Here is a 19,139-nt window from a genome sequence, read left to right on the forward strand (position 1 = left end):
GCCGCATTCCAGCCACCTGTCTGTGGCCGCTAAATCAACAACAACGGACGGTCCAAGCGCGCCACTGGTGGCAATGTTGAGCATCAAGCTGCGTCAATGCTTCCGCCACCTCATGCCGCCAGTGACGCAGCAGGGCTTTCTCACTACTGAGACCCAACTGTATGATGCACTGCGCTGGCGTTTGCTGCCGTTGTAAATGCAGGCGCAACGCCGGTAGTGGCAGGCGACTGATACGTAGTAGTCGCTGTAGCGCTCCCAGGCTTGCCTCCAGTGGCCGATGGGCGAAGGCGAAACCAGCCAGCTCGCGCCAATCCTCCTGCGCTAATTGTGGGTCGTCTCCATCAAAGGGGATCACCAATTGCACATTAATGCGCTGCTGCAACCACTGCCAATCGCGCTCCAGGCGCTTATGTGCCGCCTGCCGCAGTACCTCCCCCTGTTTGCTCAACGGCAGGATGGCCATGGCGGTATAGCATCCGCTGCGGCTATCCAACTTGCTGCCAATGCGAACCAACTCAAAGCCACATGACTGCCAGAAGCGCCATAGTGGCTCGGTATAACCGAAGCTGACCGAGAGAAAATCCAGTCCCTGCACCTGTTGATGCTGTTGTGCTATCAAGCGGCGGGCGATACCCTGCCGCCGCAGTGCGGGCAATACGGCAATGCGCGTAATGCGCCGTGAATACAACATCGGTGCCCACCATTGGCCGCCGTGCGCCGCCAAAGACTGTGCCACCAAATTGCCCCGCGGTCGCCGCCGCCCAGCCCAAACTCCATGCGCCAATTCGGCGTTAAGGCCGCCTTCATCCACCAGCCATAGCGCACCGACCACCTCCTGCGCCATCTGTGCCAAAGCAAAATGTATGCCAGGCGCATCCATCAGCCGACGTAAATCCAACGGCGAAGTACGGTAATGCGCACTACTCAATAAGGCATAAAAACACCGTAGCCGCTGCGGATCTTCACACAGCTCCTGCTGTTCGACTTGGCTGACGCTGATCTCCTTCTTAGCCGCCTGCCATTCTGGCAGTTCGTTGAACAACAGTGCATTATTTATCACCCGTTCCAGCGTATCGTCCTGCGTCCAGCGCATCGGTTGTTGCAGGCTAAGCGAGCGATACGCTGGCAACCCGGCGCAAAACTTGAGCAAAAAGCCGCGCCCGCTGCCTTCATACCCCTGCACCGTGGTGGTCAATAGCACCCGAGGAAAATATCTGACCAATTGCTGCAACAGCGGGCCAGGAATGGCGGCCGCCTCATCCACTAACAACCAACCCACTTGACTAACGTCCTGACTACGGCAGTGCGCCAGCAGTGCATCGGGCGCCCAGAACTGCGCACGGCCTTGCGCCCATTCGCCCACAACCTCGGTAGCTGCCCGGCTCGGCCCGGTGATCCAGCAACTCAGCGGTGAGTTCGCCACCAGCATGCCCGCCAACGTTGATTTGCCGCGACCACGCGCAGCAGTCAGCACCCAGATGCCGGATGTAGCCTTCAGCAACTGCCTCAACAGCGCCTGCTGTTCCGTGGAAGGGCGACCATCAGGTTGCCGCCAGCTAGCACGTTCAGCCAGCGGTGCCAGTACCAAAGCCTCACCCTGCTGCCACAGCGTCACCTCATCGTCAGCGGCCAGTTCACGTTGCAGATGCTGGATAAAATGCGGGGTGGTGATCGGCTGCGAACCATCGCTCCAGCGTAGGCTGTCGTCATCCGTCAGTCGGTGCCACTGCCGCCACGGCGGCGTCAACAGCAGTAGCCAACTGCCAGCACGCAATGCGCCGGACAACACCGCCAGCGCCTCAACATCCAGCGCCTGCGTGGCGTCAAATACCGCATGCAGCCGCTCCTGCCCTAACAACTGACGCACCGCACCGCTCGCCAATGCCGACAAACCGGGTGGCGGGCGTGCGCCGATCCACGGCCAGTCGCCCGGTAGCGTAGCAGCCAGCCATTGCGCCTGCTGTCGGCACCATTCAGATTCACCGCTGATTACCAGCAGACGCCTGATGCCCTGCTGCTGCATACGCTGCTGCATTGCTTGTAACATCAGAGTCCAAACTGAAAACATGCCAGCCTCAGGTTGCGGCATAGGTTGTGTTAACGGGAGGCAAATGTGTTGCAGGTTTTGGGATCACTGCTGTCGAAGCCCTGTTTCAACCCAAAATAACGTTGCTGTAAGGTACCATGAGTAAAGCTGTCTGGCACTACTAGCCCTTGGCTCTGCTGCTGCAAGCAGTCATCACCGATCGCCTGTGCGGCGTTCAGCGCCGCCTGCAAATCCCCGTCTTCCAGCATCTGCTGTTTATCGGCGAATTTGCCCCACACGCCAGCAAAACAGTCCGCTTGTAGCTCTATCTTCACCGACAAGCGGTTAGCTTCCGCCTGGCTGGCACACTGCTGCATCTGGCGTATCATAGGTCAAATACCCAGCAAGTTCTACACATGATGGCCGACTTCATGCGCCACCACGTAAGCCTACGCAAAATCACCGCCAGCGCCGAGTTTGGTTTTCATATCTTGATAGAACGACAGGTCGATATACACCGTTTTGTCTGCTGGAGAATAGAATAGCCCCATCGCCGCCTGGCCAGTACCACAAAGGGTGCGCGTGACGCCGCGATACACCACCAGCTTGGGTTGCTGATAAGTTTTGCCCATGCGTTGGAGCACCTCATTCCAGTTATCTTCGGTCGATGCCAGCACCACTGAGGTTAATTTCGCTATTTCATTGTCTTTCGGGCTGATATTGGTGCTTTGCGGCGGGCTGTACGGAACCCCATCTCCGCCGTTGAGCAGCGGCGAAAGGTCGATTCCGTAGTAACACTACCACCAGAATGGCAATACTGTCCTTACCACCTACCGGACCCCGGAACCCCCCTCCCGCGCCCAGATCTGAAGACTGCCCGCGACGATCCTCAACATCGTCACTTTCTTGACGCACTTGCCAACGCATAATTCAACTCCAGATTAGGTTTTTTTATAATGGTAGGAAACTCACTGAGTGATTACCATTATAAAGAGTCAGTGGTAATGTAAATGTAGAATTTTTCTGGCAGTGTGGAGAATGAATCCAGCAATGGGCGCAAGTCCATGATTATCCTATTAGTCAGCCCCCCTTATAGCCTATCCCAGTAGGTGTTCATTGTTGTAACATAGGCAGCGCGCAACAACTAGCGCGTACATAGAATACGTTAGTATGGTGAACACTGCCCAAATGCAAAATGGCAAATAAAATAGCCTAATAGGATAGGTTCTTAGCCTGTGCTGGTTACCAATGCTGTGTAGCTTCTTGATATCAAATGATACCGCCGGGAAACATTAATGTTCGGGCGATCAGGCCAGATCGCCCGTAGGGCAGGCAGACGCTTAGCCCAGCTTCACGCCGAAGCGCCGAGCCACTTCTTCGTAAGCTTCGATCAGGCCGCCTAAACTCTGACGGAAACGGTCTTTGTCCATCTTATCGAGGCTGGTTTTATCCCATAGGCGGCAGCCATCTGGCGAGAACTCATCACCCAGTACCAACTCGCCATTGAACAGACCGAACTCCAGCTTAAAGTCAACCAGGATCAGGCCCGCATCGTCGAACAGCTTGCTCAGCACATCATTGGCTTGGTAGCTCAGTTGGCGCATGCGTGCCAGATGCGCTTTGCTTACCCAGCCAAAGGTCTCACAGTATGATTCGTTGACCATAGGATCATGCATAGCGTCATTTTTCAGAAACAGGTCAAACAGCGGCGGAGTCAATACCTGACCTTCTTCGATGCCAAGCCGCTTTACCAGTGAACCGGCAGCACGGTTGCGGATCACGCATTCGACAGGCACCATCTCCAGCTTCTTCACCAACACTTCATTGTCGGAGAGCAGATGCTCCATTTGGGTAGGGATGCCAGCTTCTTGCAATTTGTTCATGATGAAATGATTGAACTTGTTGTTCAACATGCCCTTGCGAGCGAACTGTTCAATGCGCTGACCATCCAGTGCTGACGTATCGTTGCGGAACTCCAACACCAGCAGATCGGGATTTTCGGTGGTGTAGACGGTTTTTGCCTTTCCACGATACAGCTCAGCTAGCTTTTGCATCTTACTGACTCCAATGATGTTGCCCCGTCATCTTTAAGGCGGAGGCCAGAAATGCACGGGTAGAAAATTGACCGCAAGAATTCTTTAGCATGATACCGGGTATTTTGCCAAACCTGTCACGCAAACGATACCGTGCCAACCAAACAAAAAGGAGCTGAGGCTCCTTTGGGTTTATTTACTGCTGGTATGACTGAATGCAGACTGGAATACTGCTACCAACCCGTCGTTTTGCGACTGGGTCAATGGCCTGCCCTTGGCATCGATAAATTGCAGGCTAGTGCGGTTGTTCAGGTCGTCGACTTGCAGTTTGTAATTCCCTGTGGCCAGTTCAGGCTCCTTGACACCCAAGGCATCCCAATCGCTGCGGCTCAACGTTTTGTAGGTGACGGCCACGCTGCCCTGCGGGCGGTTGCGGTCACCCACTTTCATCCCCAGTTTTTCCAGCGCTGCCGGCAGGCGATCCCACACCACAGTGTAAGGGCCGCGCACCACTAACATTGGCAGAGCGGTGTCATCAGCACCGCTCTGCACGTCCAGCTCGCCGAAACGGCTAGCTGACTGCCTGCTCGCCAAGTTGTCCTGCTTATCCAAGGCTTCGATGATGGTGTTCATCATCACACCGTTGTAGCGTTGGATTGCAGACAGATCGCTCACCGGAGCGGTTTTACTTTGCTGCTGTAAGCCTACGCTTTTAACCACCAGCGCCTGCTGGTAACCCTGTTGCTGCAAGCAGATCTGGTAGCGTCCTTGGTACTGGCTGTCTTCATCCAAGCGGTTCCACTTCACCCAGTCAGTGGTCAAGGTTTGAGCGGCGTCCTGGCGTGAGGCGATAGTGATCTTTTTTGCTTGCAGTATGCTGACCACGCGCGACCATAGGTGTTGGTTCTGCGGGCTGTTTTCCAGCAGTAGCGTGCGGCTATCACCGTTGTATTGTGCGTGTGAACCGCTCAGTAGTGCAAGAGGCTGCACCGGTGGACGAATATCTAGCTGCTTGCCAACACTGCCTTTCAACGTGATAGCTGGCACCTCATAGTTGCCGCTTTGCACCGGCAGGATCATTCCAACCGGCGCGTTCAGCGCTTTGAGCGGTACGGTGTCAAGATACGCCTCGTCGCCACTCACTTGGCGTTTGTAGCGCTGATCGCTGCTACAGCCCACCAGCATCATAGCCAGCGAGAGGCCAGCGACTTTTGCTACCGTCGATTTTTGCAATAAATAAGCCATTAAATTTCCTTTAGAGTTACAGCAAACCGGCGCTTTTCAGCGCGAGTTCCACCACCGGACGGGCAGCGTTACTCAACGGCGTCATCGGCAGACGCAGCGTATCGGTTGACAATAATCCCAGCGCCTTACAGGCCCACTTCACTGGAATCGGGTTTGCTTCTACAAATAAATTTTGATGCAGCGGCATCAAATGCTGATGCAAGCGGTGTGCTTTCGCAAAGTTGCCTTGTGCTGCCAACGCACAAAGCTGTGCCATTTCACGCGCGGCCACGTTGGCCGTAACAGAAATAATCCCTTTGCCACCCAATTTCATGAAGTCCAGGCTACTGGCGTCGTCGCCACTCAGCAGGATGAAATCTTCATCATCAACCTGCTGTTTGATCTGGCTGACACGGCTTAAGTTTCCTGTCGCCTCTTTAACAGCAACAATATTGTTGAGTTTTGCCAGCCGCGCGATGGTCGGGGGCAGCAGATCGCAGCCGGTGCGCGAGGGTACGTTATACAGAATCTGCGGCAGCGCAGTGCTTTCGGCGATCGCCTTGAAATGCTGGTACAGTCCTTCCTGAGTCGGCTTATTATAGTATGGCGTCACCGTCAGGCACCCTACTACACCCGTATCGGCAAAGCAGTCGGTAAGCGAAATGGCTTCAGCAGTGGCGTTAGCACCAGTACCGGCGATCACTGGAATGCGGCCATCAGCCAGTTCCAGCGTCCGCAATACCACGTCAATATGCTCGTCGTGGGTAAGCGTTGCGGCCTCACCAGTAGTCCCAACAGAAACAATAGCCGCAGTTCCACTGGCTACATGATAATCAATCAGTTTTTTTAGGCTCGCGCGATCAACAGTCCCTTTATTGTCCATCGGCGTAACCAGAGCAACAATACTTCCCGTAAACATTGACCGTCCTCTCCATAAACAAGTCATTCATGGTACTTTTGCTGCCTATCCAAAGCAAGTAAGCAACCGTCTTGTCAGCACTTGGCCGGCGGTTTTTTTATGTTTACCTTGATAAATCCATTGAGTTAAGAATTGAGCAAGCCTGTCAGCGTCTATGTACAGAATTAAGCGCACAAGGCAATATTAGCATTATGAACTAACGACAGCACGATGAGTAAAGAGGGAGTACTGACATGAACCCACTAAAAGTTAACAATATAGCGCCGAAATTTAGTTTGCCTGACCAAGACGGTGAGAAAATTAATTTGTGATTACCAAAGACAACGTGTACTGATTTATTTTTATCCCAAGGAGATGACGCCAGGCTGCACCGTGCAAGCCTGCGGGCTGCGGGATAACATGGCCGAGTTGAAAAAGGCCGGTGTTGAGGTGCTAGGTATCAGCACCGACAAACCGGAAAAGTTGTCACGTTTTACTGAAAAAGAGTTACTCAACTTCACGCTACTGTCTGATGAAGATCATCAGGTAGCGCAACAGTTTGGCGTGTGGGGTGAAAAAACCTTTATGGGCAAAACCTACGATGATATTCACCGTACCAGCTTCTTGATAGACGCAACAGGCAAGGTTGATAAAGTGTTTAATAATTTCAAGACTACCAATCATCACGATATTGTGCTGAGTTACCTGCACACTTTTTCGCGGATAGTAATGATGGGTGCGGCATCCGAAGAAGAACGTTTGTCAGATACTAACGTATTGAAAAAATAAATATTTATTTAACGTAAGTACCTGACGATGACCATTCAGTTGACTAAAACAGCGATAGCAGTACTGTTGCTCGCTACGTTTTCAGCCCCTCCACTGGCGAAGAGCCATGATCAGCTACCTGACACATAGGCACCTCCCACGGCGGCACGCTGAGCATCGGTCAATAGCGGGCGATAGGCGACTTCTATGTGCGACCGCGCGCTTTTAATCCATGATCAGCTGCTGACGCAATACATCAACCAACTGGGTAATCGGCTCGTGGCTAGCGCCTATTTGATACGCATGCCCTTCCATTTTTATCTGGTACGTAATGACGAGATCAATGCCTTCGCCTTCTTTGGCGGCAACGTCGTGCTACACTCCGCTCTGTTCCGCGTCAGTGATAACGAAAGCCAACTGGCTTCGGTGCTGGCACACGAAATTTCACACGTTACCCAACGCCATTTGGCGCGCGCGATGGAAGACCAGCAGCTGCAGGCTCCGTTGACTTGGGTCTGCGCGTTCAGCTCCATTCTGCTGGCGATGGTCAGCCCCACCATGAGGATGGAGGCACTGAGCAGCACCCTCGTCGGCACCCAGCAATGCAGGATAAGCTTTACCCAATCAAATGAACAAGAAGCCGACCGCATTGGCATTTAGGTGTTACAACGCGCTGGTTTCGATCCGCAGGCGATGCCCGTTTTCTTAAAGAAGATGTCGGATCAATCACGCTATGCGTCTAAAACGCCGGAAATGCTGTTGACCCACCCCTTGCCGGACAACCGTCTCGCCGATGCACGCAACCGAGCTAACCAAATGCCGAAGCATCTTAATACAGTCCTCGCAGGACTACCTGATGGCTAAGGTGCGTTTACTTGGCATGTACAGTACTGAAGAGGCCTTGACCGATGCACAACTTAACACCTACAGCCAAGGCAACGTGCGCGAGCTGTTTGCCGCCAAATAATGCCATGCCATCCTGTTATATGAAGCGAAAAAGTACGATGAAGCACGCCATATTCTCCAGCCAATGTTGGCGTAGAACCCGAAAAACCTCTGGTTACTCGACCTGATGGCCGATATCGATATCGGTCAACAACGCGCAGCGCAAGCTATTGCCCGTCTAGAAGCTGCCAACACCGTGCAAAGTAATAATGTTGTGCTGCAACTTAACCTGGCCAACGCTTATGTTGAAGGCAACCAACCCGCCATGGCGTCGAAAATGCTTAACCGTTACACTTTTGATCATCCGAACGATCCGAATGGCTGGGAACTGCTGGCGCAGGCCAGCGCCACCCAAGGGATGCGCGATGCAGAGTTGGCGGCTCGCGCCGAGAGCCTGGCGCTGACCGGCAAGCTAGATAAAGCTATCGGCCAGCTCGCTACAGAAGCTCGGTAGCCTAAAACAGGCGCGCTATGATGCGCGTATCGACCAACTGCGCCAGTTGCACCAGCGCTTACGTCAATACCAACGGCACTGATTTCATCAGGAATAAAAGCCATGAAGCACGTGACTGTTTATAATAACCCACACTATTCTAAGAGCCGCGAATGCTTGTCGCTGCTGAAGCAGCGTGGCGTTGATGCCAACGTGGTACTGTACTTTGAAACGCCGCCATCTGGCGATGAATTGCACAACCTGCTGAAAGCACTGGACTTCCGCTCCGCCCGCGATCTGATGCGCAAAAAAGAAGATTTATACCAGGAATTAAAGCTGGCAGACGCCAGCTTGAGCGAACAGGAGTTTCTCACCGCGATGACGGAACACCCAAAGCTCATCAAACGCCCTATCGTGGTCGCAGGCGGCAAGGCACGCATTGGCCGATCAGCGGAGCAGGTGCTGGAGATTTTGTAATTTCAGCAGTTTTGATTGCCTGCGATTATGATAATACCCCTGATCTGTGCTACTTCGCTTACCCCATGTCACCTGGATGGGCATTTCGTGCGAGCAACGGGCCGCATCAATGGCACTTTGCGCGCTTAGCGCGTGCCTATGATAAGCATCGGGTCTACGCCGAAAACCCCCAGAACTGCACGCCAAACAATTGACCAATGCCCTGCGCTGCTGCTACAGCCCTAGGGTTTCTTTGACGAACGGGATGGTCAGCTTGCGCTGGGCGGTGATTGAGGCATGATCGAGCTGATTCAGGGTCATGAACAACGTGCGCATCTCGCGATCAAGCCGCTTCAGCAGAAAACGGCCCACGTCCTCTGGCAGCTCGAAGCCGCGCAGTTTGCCACGCAACTGTAAGGCCAGCAGCTTTTCTTCATCCGATAGCGGCTGCAACTTATAAATCTGCCCCCAGTCTAGGCGCGAAGCTAGATCCGGTAAGTATAGATTCAACTGACGCGGTGGCCGATCGCCGGTAATAAACAGCAGCGTGTGGCCGGTTTCCAGAATGCGGTTGTAGAGGTTGAAAATCGCCATTTCCCACGCCTCATCGCCAGCGATACGCTCGATATTGTCGATGCATACCAACGCCAACTGTTCCATGCCATCAAATACTTCAGGCATAAAATAGGTGCGCTTATCTAGTGGCACGTAACCCACTGCTTCACCGTGCTGTGAAAGTTCGGCGCAGGCCGCATGCAACAGATGGCTGCGCCCCCCACCCTCACGTGACCAAAAATAGATATAGCTGCCATGCTCTTGGCACACGGCTGATCGGATGGCGGCAAGCAGGGATGGGTTCTCTCCCGGATAAAAACTGTCGAAAGTCTCATCATCGGGGAGATAAAGTGGCAATGAAAGCTGTGCCGACGTATTCAGAGAAGTACCTCAACCAAAACAGGCAGGAAAACGCGGCCAGTTTAACACAGAAAATCAGCGCTGTTGAACCGGCAGGATTTAGAGCCTATACCAGTAAGCCTACATTGTTTCAGCCCCTTTGGATACAGACACAGACGTTGTTGAATAAATCGGATCTGGAATAAAGAGTCCCCTGAATGGGCAGCTTTCAGGCAAGGCGTACACTTTGTGGCATACCGGCGAGCATCATCTTGTTTAGTGAATAGATCATGGCCAGCGCCTCTGCAACTTGCCCATCATAATCTCGCAGCGACAGGTGACCACCAAATAGCTGTTTTACTCTGTACCTCGCTGTTGCCGCTATCGAACGTCGGTGGTAGCCTGTGATACTTTTCCACCGTGTGTTGTCTCCGGTAACGCGCCGGTTCGCCACCGCTTGATTTCGCTCTGCATACTCTGCATAGTCTGCCGACCAATAATGGGCTCCGCTGCTGGGCGGTATTAACGCCTTGAGCTTCTTGCCCCTTAACTCATCATCACACACTCGCGTATCCTAAGCCCGATACGCCGAGGCGACTTTGATTTTACGGTACCTCTGGCGGATGAGACCTGGGAAGGCTTCGGTATCGGTGACATTACTCAAGGAAAGGTCAGCACAGGTGACCTCATGTGTTTCTGTATCTACGGCCAAATGCAGTTTTCGCCAGATCCGCCGTTTTTCCTGACCGTGTTTTTTTACCTTCCACTCCCCTTAACCCAACACGTTGAGCGTTGAGCCCGCTAGAGTCGATAACGAGGTGCGCAATTTCACCCGGCGTTGGTGTTTTAAACGGGACATGGCCGGACTTCGCCCGCTTACTGATACAGGTGTCATCCGGGCAGTTCAACGGCACTTTAATCAGTGTGACAATGGAGTCGACGAAGCCCTGGAGGGCGCGAAGTGTCAGGCCGAAAATCCGTTTCAGCATCAATACGCTGGTGATTGCCATATCGGAATAATGTGGTGGGCGACCACGCAGAGAAGGTTTTGCCTCGCAGTACCAGGCGTGAAGTGCCGTTTCATCCACCGAGAAAGTGAGTGAACCCCGAGCGATAAGGGCGTTGTTGTAAGCCTTACAGTTGGTGATGTTGAACTTTTGCTAGGCCACGGAATGTCGCTATTTTGACAGAAGGAGAGTGATCTGATCCGCGTGCCGGCCAAATGTTCGATTTATTCAACAACGCTTTAAGAAACACATAGCGGGTTTCTTCCAGCCCATTTTGATTGGAAAAATAAACGTTATTGAACTGTTTCGAAACAGGTGTACCTTGTTCGTTCCAAATTAGCATTGCGGTTTGGATGGCGGCATGGCTCACGATAAATTGCTCGTAACTCAAGGGATGACGCGAATTCTAACGGCACTGGCACAGTGGCGCAAATTCGAGAAAAATAAAATTGAAAAACGCTGATCGGACTTGTTCGGCGTACAACTGTACGCTAAAGTGCGATGCAAAACCCCTTAGGTAAATATAATAAGTGTGGGAGAGGTATTAAATGAAACGTGCAGTGATTACTGGCTTGGGAATCGTCTCCAGCATTGGTAATAACCAGCAGGAGGTTCGGGAGAGCCTACAGGAAGGTCGATCTGGGATCACTTTCTCCCAGGAACTGAAAGATTCCGGCATGCGTAGTCACGTATGGGGCAATGTTAAACTGGACATCACCGGTTTGATCGATCGTAAAATAATGCGTTTTATGAGCGACGCATCTGTTTATGCTTATCTTTCCATGGAAGAAGCTATCAAGGATGCTGGCTTGACTGCGGATCAAGTATCTAACGATCGTACTGGTCTGGTGGTCGGTTCTGGCGGTGGTTCGCCACGTAACCAGGTTGCTGGCTCTGATGGCATGCGCGCTAAAGGTTTGCGCGGCGTTGGCCCATACATGGTGACCAAGGCCATGGCTTCTGGCGTTTCTGCCTGCCTGGCAACTCCGTTTAAAATCCGTGGCATCAACTATTCTATCAGCTCTGCCTGCGCCACCTCTGCACATTGCATCGGCCACGCGGTTGAATTGATCCAACTGGGCAAGCAGGATATCGTTTTTGCAGGCGGCGGCGAAGAATTGTGCTGGGAAATGGCCTGTGAGTTTGATGCAATGGGCGCATTATCTACCAACTATAACGATACCCCAGAAAAAGCCTCCCGCACCTATGACGCAGCACGCGATGGTTTCATTATCGCTGGCGGTGGCGGTATGGTCGTGGTTGAAGAGCTGGAACACGCGCTGGCTCGCGGTGCGCATATCTATGCGGAAATCATCGGTTACGGTGCGACCTCAGACGGAGCCGACATGGTAGCGCCATCAGGCGAAGGCGCGGTACGTTGTATGAAGATGACCTTGCAGGGTATTGACACCCCCATCGACTATATGAACGTGCACGGCACGTCCACGCCTGTTGGCGATGTGAAAGAACTGGGAGCAATCCGTGAAGTGTTTGGTGACAACATCCCGGCAATCTCCTCCACCAAGGCGATGACGGGTCATTCTCTGGGCGCTGCTGGTGTTCAGGAAGCGATTTACTGCCTGCTGATGGTTGAGCACGGTTTTATCGCGCCCAGTATCAACATTGAGAACTTGGACGCACATGCGGTGGGCATAAACATCGTAACCCAGCCGACCCAGCGCCAGTTAACCACTGTGATGTCAAATAGCTTTGGCTTCGGTGGTACCAACGCTACGCTAGTCATGCGCAAGTTACCGCAGTGATCATGGTGGTGTACCGCATAGCTTGGTAGCAGTAAATAGTGCCAGGCACAGTGTTTCAAGATGATCAAACATTGAGGTAATAAGAATAAAAAGTTAATTGCGATTAGGTTACTGTCGGTCGTGCTAGGCTATGTATGGTGGGCACCAATACCTAAAGGCTCTAAGCAGGATAACTGGGAGACCGCAGCTGTTATCGCTGCGGAACAGCGGAGGTTACTGGCCTGACTCTCGGTATTATCGCCCTAACTTAAATAACAGGTCATTATCTGTTCCGCGTGTATAAGCCCGGGGCGTTGCCTAAAAGATGCCCATTCAGGGGACTCTCTTATTCCAAATCCGATTTATTCAACAACGCCGTATTTAGGATCAGATCACGCATCCCCCTGACAATAGAGGCAGTCCCGTGGCAAAGCAGAAGTTCAGAATCACCCACTGGAGCACCTACAGTAAAGCACTCATCAACCGGGATTCCATCACCTGCGGTGGCGGTAAGCATCATGATCGAGTCTTGAACGTCCATCCGAAACTAATTTCACGTTTGATTTTCGGGGGATAATAGTTTTTATCCCTCTGCGTTTCAGCTCGTTACGCTGTGTATGCCCAAAGTAAGCATTATCAGCCAACACCAGACGTATACAAAGTTTCATGCTGCCCCTTCCCACGCTGCACGCCAATACCCTCCAGATGGCGTAACGCGAACTGACATTTGTAGGCCTGTCCGAAAATCAGCATGATATTTAACGGGATACCGCTTGCGTCTATTGCCATATGGATTTTGGTGCCATAACCACTGCGCGAGCGACCTAGGCTGTTATCTCCAGTGATATCGGTTTTTTTAAGCACCGACAGCACATATGATAGCCCAGATATTACTGCCATCCAGAGCGGTGGCAAACCAGTCAGCAAGGCCATGAGCATAAAGGTATGAAAGTAACCTGTTGAAAATAATGTTAATAACTCCATACGTCAACCATCGTTTAAAGCCGTTATAAAAGGTTTTACATGGGCCATATCGCTTAAGTAAATCGCGCTATGATACTCCTGAACACAGTATCTATAACCTTCCTTGGGAAGATCGTAGCAAACCATAGTTTTATATGTTGTAGAAACAGACAATTACTATAGCTTAAGTGATTAAGGAACACAGCCTGGTCTTAATGCCTTCAGACTCTTTTTTTCTCGACTGGATAGCCTTTATCCATGCAGAAACGGACATTACGCAACAGCCACAGCGTACATGGAGTACGTGAGGATGGAGAGAACTGCCCAGGGCCAAAGTGGCAAATAAAATTACCTAATGAGATAGGTTATTAACTTGCGGGCGGTTTTTCATCGTGGGGCTTACTGTGCCGAATCGATCTCGTCTAAATCCCCCTGGATCGCTTTGGCATTCTGGTTTTCATCCGGCTTTAGCGAACCGCCTTTGGCGATAAAGTCATGACGTTGGAAGTAGGCTTCACGCACCATCATGTAAGGGTCGGAAGAGTTGCGGAGCAGGCCATCATAATCCAGCAACTGGGCACGAGTTTCAATGCCTTCAACCACCCATTTGCCCGCCGACATCCAGAAGGTCAAGTAACTTAGCATCGGGTAGAACGCATCCGCCCAGTCGCAGAGATCTTCACGCAAGGTGAAACTACCGTAGCCCGGTAGCATCACGTATGGGCCATAGCCAACATTATAATGTCCCAAGGTTCTGCCAAAACGGTTTGATTCTTCTCGCACCAGTGTCGGGTTGGCCATGCCAGCCACGTCGATCAGCCCCACCATTCCCAACAGGGTATTCAGGAAGAAACGGTTAAAATGGATCATCCCACGGTACGGGTCCCCCTTTAGGAATGCATTAACCATGCTGGCTGGCTCTTCCAGATTAGAGGTGAAGTTGCTCAGTCCGTCACGCGCCGACATTGGCAGATAGTCACGCCAAGCTACCGCCACCGGGCGCAGTACATAGGGGTCCAAAACGTTATAGTTAAAGTCAAACATCGTCCGGTTAAACCCTTCAAGAGGATCAGATCGCCCCGGTGATTCATTATCTGGCGCACTGGCGCAGCCCACCAATAATACCGTTGCAAAAGCCAGCCCAGTCAGGCGAAAGTTCATATTTTTTTCCATAAAACACGTTCGTTTTTTCAGGGTACCCGCTTGTTTATTTGAACTCTAACCTGCTCTTTACTGCTGAGGTTCTGTAATAGCTTAGCTGCCTCCAGCAGCAGCGTCTATTGACACTAAGTTTAACAGTTTATTCGCAAGCCTGTGTTTTTGCTTGCGCAATGCGGCGCCTGATCGTAGCTTTCCCCTGTTGAGGCCTATTTTGTCGCATATTGCATCCCTCAGCAACGCCTGCCCGCCAAACCAGCCAAAATACGCAGCAGACTGGCCTTAACTGCGCCGTTTTACCCTGCGACCTGAATGAATTTCGCCAGGATGCACCGAAAAGTTTAGCTTACTAAACAGGGAGCGTTCATCGCGCACACCACTCAAACCTTTGACTTGCCACATCTAAAGGTACACATGTCTCTTTGGGATAGCGAATCCCCTAGCATAAGCCGCATGCAGCCCGCTGCGTATGCTCCAAAGCATAAATAGACGACAATGCGCCTGATACCTAGGAAAAAAACCGTGTTCACAGCCAACCTAGCGAATAAATAGATGAGCACTTGGTGAGTAAATAAGCAAACGCACCGGTAAGTACTTGTTCTGAAAGTAATAAAAGGTATAATACTCGGCAGCTTAGGCTACCGTTCCATAGAGTCCCCGTAGTTAAACGGATATAACAAGCCACTCCTAAGGGCTAGTTACTGGTTCGATTCCAGTCGGGGACACCATTTTGCTGTCTACCGACGTCTACAAAAACTAGCTTTATCACACAAAATTAATGAGTTAATCAACTCACTTCGTCTACCAAATTCCACCCACCGCCCCGCTTACTTGTTGGTATGGTAAGTTCGATTTGGTTTGTACCAACACAGGGATATGTATGCAATAGCCCTCAATGAAGCAAGGGTAAATAAGACAAAACCTACCGATAAACCGGTGAAACTCACAGACCTGCCCCAGGATTAGATACAACGTTCAGTTAGCAATGTCAGTTTGTTTACTCACTATTTCTCAGTTTCGCCACTCAGTTGCAAATTCATACGGCGTCAAATAATTCAGTGCTGAGTGCGGTCGGCACTCGCTATGCTCCTTACGCCATTCATTGATTATTCCCCGCGCGTGACTGACATCACTGAACACGTGTTCATTAAGGTATTCATCGCTAAAACGTTCGTTAATACTCTCGATAAACCCGTTCTATGTCGGCTTTACCTGGCTGGTTCAATCGCAACTCCACACCATGCTCATCAGCCTATTGGTCTAGTGCCCGGCAGGTAAATTCAGTCCCCTGATCTGTTCTTATCGTCACCGGATAGTCACGAAACAGCGCAATTATGAACGTCGATTACAAAAATGTGCCTAAATCAGTGTCCGATGTTGGTTGACCATTACAGATGGTTTCAAACGAGTATAAATGGGGAGAAAGGTGATGCATCTAATTAGTCGAACCTGTGTTTATCAATGAAGGAAACGATGACGTTTTCATGCAACGCAATAGAACGTGAGAAGCAGAGAGTTTTGCGAGCTACTCTTTTGATGAGGGTACTATTCGCTTAGACGCAAGTTTTTTAAAGTGCGGAGAACCCTGTTGATACCGATTTTTAAGGGTCGTTGCTATATCGCGAACCCCAGCGCCGTTGAAGGCCATATCAACGATTGGCTCTTTAACGTCGGGCTTCCTGGCCTGATATGTGTAGTTGGGCTGGGGAAACGCTTCTAGCATTTAGGGTTCTGACTATCACGGTGAACCAGAGCAGAAGCACAATGGGGACGATGAACCATTAACGCAGGTCATGATGAACCTAAAAACCGGTATTGTACAGCAAATTAAGCCAATTAAAGGCATCAGCAATGATGTCAATTAATCAGCAGGTTTTCAATTTTTTTCAGCAGTTTTTCCGCCTCGACGGATGGCAATACCGCATCAACTGGCAGATACCACCAGTTGGGCTGAGCAAAAGCATGGCATTTTACCGCATCCTTTTCCGTGATCAACAGCGTTTGCCCTACTGGCGTTAGCGCCGACAGTGACGCCAACTGGTACTTCTGATGATCGGCAAATGCCACTTCTTGTTCGACATCAGTTCCCAGCTTGTCCAACATAGCGAAAAAACGTGGTGGATGACCGATACCCGCCACCGCCACCACATTTGTTAATTCAGCCACTGGACAACGCTCGCCACTGAGCATATTCACCGCCTCACTCGCGCGCAGGCGCATAGCGATTTCCCCCACCTGCGCCACGCCGCCGTTGGCAATGCACGCGTCCACGCTATTGAGACGCGCTGCACGTTCACGCATCGGCCCTGCCGGTAGCCACCAACCGTTACCAAAGCGACGTACGCCGTCGATCACGACCAGTTCGAAGTCACGCTGCAACGCATAATGCTGTAAGCCATCGTCAGTGATCACCACATCAAGCTGATGCTGCTGTAGTAATGCCTGAATCGCATCAGATCGTTTAGGTGCAATAGCCACCGGTGCGCCGGTACGCTGATAAATAAGCACAGGTTCATCACCCGCCTCATGGGGGGAGGTGTTCTGACTAAGCACCAACGGATAAACCGCAGATTTACCGCCGTAACCGCGTGATACTACACCAACCCGGTAACCTCGTTGCTGCAATTGCTCCACCAACCAGATCACTATCGGCGTTTTGCCATTACCACCAGCGGTTAGGTTGCCGACTATCACCACCGGAACCGGTGCGCGCCAGCTTTTACGCAGGCCGCAACGATAACTAAAGCGGATAAGCGTACTGACTAGGCCATACAACCAAGACAACGGCAGCAGTATCAGATAAAGCAGAGAGCTACCTGACCAGACGCGGTCAATCATTCTTGACCAAATTGCAAACGATACAATTGCGCATAGACACCTTGCTCGTCGAGTAATGCAACATGTTCACCACGTTCAACAATGCGACCTTCCTCGATCACCAGAATTTCATCCGCCTTTTCAATCGTTGACAAACGGTGAGCGATCACCAATGAAGTGCGATCTTTATGCAGTTCGTCCAACGCCGCCTGAATAGCGCGCTCAGACTCAGTATCTAGTGCTGAAGTTGCCTCGTCCAGGATCAGGATCGGGCAATCACGCAGCAATGCACGCGCGATGGCGATGCGCTGGCGTTGACCACCGGACAGCGTTACGCCGTTCTCACCGATTACCGTATCCAACCCATTATCCATCTTATCGATAAAGTCCATCGCATAGGCCATACGCGCCGCTTTCTCGATTTCTTCGCGGCTATAGCGTGCTTCATGTGCGTAAGCAATATTATTAGCGATGGTGTCGTTGAACAGATGAACGTTTTGCGAAACCAGCGCTACCTGATCCCGTAGAGAAGCCAACGTATATTCACGCAGGTCATGCCCATGCATCAGGATCTCACCTTCCTGAATATCGTAAAAACGGGTCAATAAGTTGGCAATTGTCGACTTGCCTGAACCGGATCGGCCTACCAATGCCATAGTTTTACCTTCCGAAATGCTCAGGTTGATATTACGCAGCGCCGGAATTTCTCTACCTGGGTAATAGAAGGTCACGTTACGGAATTCGATATCGCCTTTCGCACGCGCCACTTGACAAGTGCCGATATCTTTCTCCTGCTCCATATCCAAAATTGAGAATAAGGTATGACAGGCCGCCATACCGCGCTGGAACTGGGCGTTGACGTTAGTTAGCGATTTCAGCGGACGCATCAAGGCGATCATGGAGGAGAACACCACGGTAATAGTACCGGCGGTAAGTGTTTCCATCACACTCGGGAAGCTGGCGGCATACAGTACAAAGGCCAAGGCTAAAGAGGCGATCAGTTGGATAATAGGGTCGGAGATGGAGGAAGCGGATACCAACTTCATGCCCTGTTGGCGCATGCGATTGCTAACCGAGTTGAAGCGATCGGTTTCGACCTGTTGCCCGCCAAAAATCAATACCTCTTTATGCCCCTTCAGCATTTGCTCGGCACTAGTGGTCACTTGCCCCATAGTATTTTGCATGTTTTTGCTGATATTACGGAACCGCTTGGACACGATGCGGATCGCAATTGACACGATAGGTGACAGCACGATCAGGATCACCGAAAGCTGCCAGCTGTAATAAAACATCATACAGAACAGTGCGATAATCGATGCGCTTTCACGCACCACAATCACCAGCGCGCTGGAAGAGGATGATGCTACCTGCTCTGAATCGTAGGTAATGCGGGACAACAACGTGCCAGTAGACTGTTGATCAAAGAAAGAAACCGGCATTCTCATCATGTGGCAAAATAGACGGCGGCGCATATGCATCACCACCATGCCGGAAACCCAGGAAATGCAATAGCTGGAAATAAAGCTGGTTGTACCGCGCACCACCATCAAACCAATAATGGCCATCGGCATCCACTGTAGGATACTATCCTCGGTTTTTCCAAAACCGTCGTCCAATAAAGGTTTAAGCAAAGACAGCATAAAGGCGTCGCTGCCCGCGTTCACAATTAATGCTAAACCAGCCACAATCAGGCCGGCCCTAAAAGGCGTGATCATCGGCCAGAGGCGACAGAAAGTCTGCCAGGTGGAGAGATCATTATCATTCATCATGCAAAT

The 19,139-nt window shown here is 51.4% G+C and carries 11 protein-coding genes, 1 tRNA gene and 10 pseudogenes; 6 read left to right on the plus strand and 16 right to left on the minus strand.

What is annotated here, in order from left to right:
* Positions 1–34: 34 nt before the first annotated feature.
* The 5 genes and pseudogenes from AACL06_RS09840 to dapA form a co-directional block, all read right to left on the minus strand.
* A complete protein-coding gene (locus AACL06_RS09840) occupies positions 35–2,047 on the minus strand; it encodes a tRNA(Met) cytidine acetyltransferase TmcA (protein WP_339038395.1) in 2,013 nt (670 codons plus the stop codon).
* Positions 2,048–2,097: 50 nt separating this feature from the next.
* Positions 2,098–2,953: pseudogene (gene ypfJ / locus AACL06_RS09845) on the minus strand (KPN_02809 family neutral zinc metallopeptidase).
* Between the two features lie 413 nt (positions 2,954–3,366).
* Complete coding sequence (gene purC, locus AACL06_RS09850; protein WP_339037074.1) at positions 3,367–4,080, minus strand: phosphoribosylaminoimidazolesuccinocarboxamide synthase; 714 nt, start codon at positions 4,078–4,080, stop codon at positions 3,367–3,369.
* A 171-nt stretch (positions 4,081–4,251) separates the two neighbouring features.
* Positions 4,252–5,304, minus strand: coding sequence for an outer membrane protein assembly factor BamC (gene bamC / locus AACL06_RS09855; RefSeq protein WP_339037076.1), 1,053 nt, complete (start codon positions 5,302–5,304; stop codon positions 4,252–4,254).
* 16 nt (positions 5,305–5,320) lie between these two features.
* On the minus strand, positions 5,321–6,202 hold the full coding sequence (gene dapA / locus AACL06_RS09860) for a 4-hydroxy-tetrahydrodipicolinate synthase (protein ID WP_339038397.1): 882 nt from the start codon (positions 6,200–6,202) through the stop codon (positions 5,321–5,323).
* 233 nt (positions 6,203–6,435) lie between these two features.
* Between dapA and bcp the strand changes: the two are divergent.
* The 3 genes and pseudogenes from bcp to arsC all read left to right on the plus strand — a co-directional run.
* A pseudogene (gene bcp, locus AACL06_RS09865) lies at positions 6,436–6,889 on the plus strand (thioredoxin-dependent thiol peroxidase); the annotation flags it as partial.
* 108 nt (positions 6,890–6,997) lie between these two features.
* Positions 6,998–8,430, plus strand: a pseudogene (locus tag AACL06_RS09870) (M48 family metalloprotease).
* 20 nt (positions 8,431–8,450) lie between these two features.
* Entirely contained in the window at positions 8,451–8,804 is a 354-nt protein-coding gene (gene arsC, locus AACL06_RS09875; protein WP_339037079.1) for an arsenate reductase (glutaredoxin), read from the plus strand.
* A gap of 213 nt (positions 8,805–9,017) precedes the next feature.
* Here the strand turns inward: arsC and hda are convergent, their stop codons facing one another.
* The 3 genes and pseudogenes from hda to AACL06_RS10725 all read right to left on the minus strand — a co-directional run.
* The gene (gene hda / locus AACL06_RS09880; RefSeq protein WP_339038399.1) at positions 9,018–9,719 is read right to left on the minus strand and encodes a DnaA inactivator Hda; all 702 of its coding nucleotides are present in this window, start codon (positions 9,717–9,719) and stop codon (positions 9,018–9,020) included.
* 187 nt (positions 9,720–9,906) lie between these two features.
* Positions 9,907–10,825 (minus strand): annotated as a pseudogene (locus AACL06_RS09885) (IS5 family transposase).
* A gap of 49 nt (positions 10,826–10,874) precedes the next feature.
* A pseudogene (locus tag AACL06_RS10725) lies at positions 10,875–11,054 on the minus strand (hypothetical protein); the annotation flags it as partial.
* A 178-nt stretch (positions 11,055–11,232) separates the two neighbouring features.
* Between AACL06_RS10725 and fabB the strand changes: the two are divergent.
* Positions 11,233–12,447, plus strand: coding sequence for a beta-ketoacyl-ACP synthase I (fabB, locus tag AACL06_RS09890; protein WP_339037081.1), 1,215 nt, complete (start codon positions 11,233–11,235; stop codon positions 12,445–12,447).
* 370 nt (positions 12,448–12,817) lie between these two features.
* Positions 12,818–12,925 (plus strand): annotated as a pseudogene (locus AACL06_RS09895) (IS5/IS1182 family transposase); the annotation flags it as partial.
* A 1-nt stretch (position 12,926) separates the two neighbouring features.
* Here AACL06_RS09895 and AACL06_RS09900 read toward each other — a convergent pair.
* The 3 genes and pseudogenes from AACL06_RS09900 to AACL06_RS09910 all read right to left on the minus strand — a co-directional run.
* Positions 12,927–13,501: pseudogene (locus tag AACL06_RS09900) on the minus strand (transposase); the annotation flags it as partial.
* A 287-nt stretch (positions 13,502–13,788) separates the two neighbouring features.
* On the minus strand, positions 13,789–14,550 hold the full coding sequence (gene mlaA / locus AACL06_RS09905; protein ID WP_339038401.1) for a phospholipid-binding lipoprotein MlaA: 762 nt from the start codon (positions 14,548–14,550) through the stop codon (positions 13,789–13,791).
* Positions 14,551–14,846: 296 nt separating this feature from the next.
* Positions 14,847–14,949: pseudogene (locus AACL06_RS09910) on the minus strand (cytochrome c biogenesis heme-transporting ATPase CcmA); the annotation flags it as partial.
* A gap of 251 nt (positions 14,950–15,200) precedes the next feature.
* On the opposite strand from AACL06_RS09910, the gene AACL06_RS09915 reads away from it, so the two are divergent.
* A tRNA-Arg gene (locus tag AACL06_RS09915) sits at positions 15,201–15,275 on the plus strand.
* 283 nt (positions 15,276–15,558) lie between these two features.
* On the opposite strand, the pseudogene AACL06_RS09920 reads toward AACL06_RS09915, so the two are convergent.
* The 5 genes and pseudogenes from AACL06_RS09920 to msbA form a co-directional block, all read right to left on the minus strand.
* Positions 15,559–15,880, minus strand: a pseudogene (locus AACL06_RS09920) (integrase core domain-containing protein); the annotation flags it as partial.
* 106 nt (positions 15,881–15,986) lie between these two features.
* The gene (locus AACL06_RS10730; RefSeq protein ID WP_425336943.1) at positions 15,987–16,085 is read right to left on the minus strand and encodes an IS1 family transposase; all 99 of its coding nucleotides are present in this window, start codon (positions 16,083–16,085) and stop codon (positions 15,987–15,989) included.
* Between the two features lie 25 nt (positions 16,086–16,110).
* Positions 16,111–16,329 (minus strand): annotated as a pseudogene (locus AACL06_RS10735) (IS1-like element transposase); the annotation flags it as partial.
* A gap of 75 nt (positions 16,330–16,404) precedes the next feature.
* Entirely contained in the window at positions 16,405–17,385 is a 981-nt protein-coding gene (gene lpxK, locus AACL06_RS09930) for a tetraacyldisaccharide 4'-kinase (protein WP_339037082.1), read from the minus strand.
* On the minus strand, positions 17,382–19,133 hold the full coding sequence (gene msbA, locus AACL06_RS09935; RefSeq protein ID WP_339037084.1) for a lipid A ABC transporter ATP-binding protein/permease MsbA: 1,752 nt from the start codon (positions 19,131–19,133) through the stop codon (positions 17,382–17,384). The genes lpxK and msbA overlap by 4 nt, the downstream gene beginning before the upstream one ends.
* Positions 19,134–19,139: the final 6 nt, after the last annotated feature.

Origin of the sequence: Serratia symbiotica (Periphyllus acericola), assembly GCF_964019515.1 — a bacterium.
Taxonomy (GTDB): domain Bacteria; phylum Pseudomonadota; class Gammaproteobacteria; order Enterobacterales; family Enterobacteriaceae; genus Serratia; species Serratia symbiotica_D.

Bases quoted from the DNA above. Each gene is read 5' to 3' on its own strand.
- AACL06_RS09840 (WP_339038395.1), bottom strand. From the start codon at position 2,047: ATGTTACAAGCAATGCAGCAGCGTATGCAGCAGCAGGGCATCAGGCGT.
- purC (WP_339037074.1), bottom strand. From the start codon at position 4,080: ATGCAAAAGCTAGCTGAGCTGTATCGTGGAAAGGCAAAAACCGTCTAC.
- bamC (WP_339037076.1), bottom strand. From the start codon at position 5,304: ATGGCTTATTTATTGCAAAAATCGACGGTAGCAAAAGTCGCTGGCCTC.
- dapA (WP_339038397.1), bottom strand. From the start codon at position 6,202: ATGTTTACGGGAAGTATTGTTGCTCTGGTTACGCCGATGGACAATAAA.
- arsC (WP_339037079.1), top strand. From the start codon at position 8,451: ATGAAGCACGTGACTGTTTATAATAACCCACACTATTCTAAGAGCCGC.
- fabB (WP_339037081.1), top strand. From the start codon at position 11,233: ATGAAACGTGCAGTGATTACTGGCTTGGGAATCGTCTCCAGCATTGGT.
- mlaA (WP_339038401.1), bottom strand. From the start codon at position 14,550: ATGAACTTTCGCCTGACTGGGCTGGCTTTTGCAACGGTATTATTGGTG.
- lpxK (WP_339037082.1), bottom strand. From the start codon at position 17,385: ATGATTGACCGCGTCTGGTCAGGTAGCTCTCTGCTTTATCTGATACTG.
- msbA (WP_339037084.1), bottom strand. From the start codon at position 19,133: ATGATGAATGATAATGATCTCTCCACCTGGCAGACTTTCTGTCGCCTC.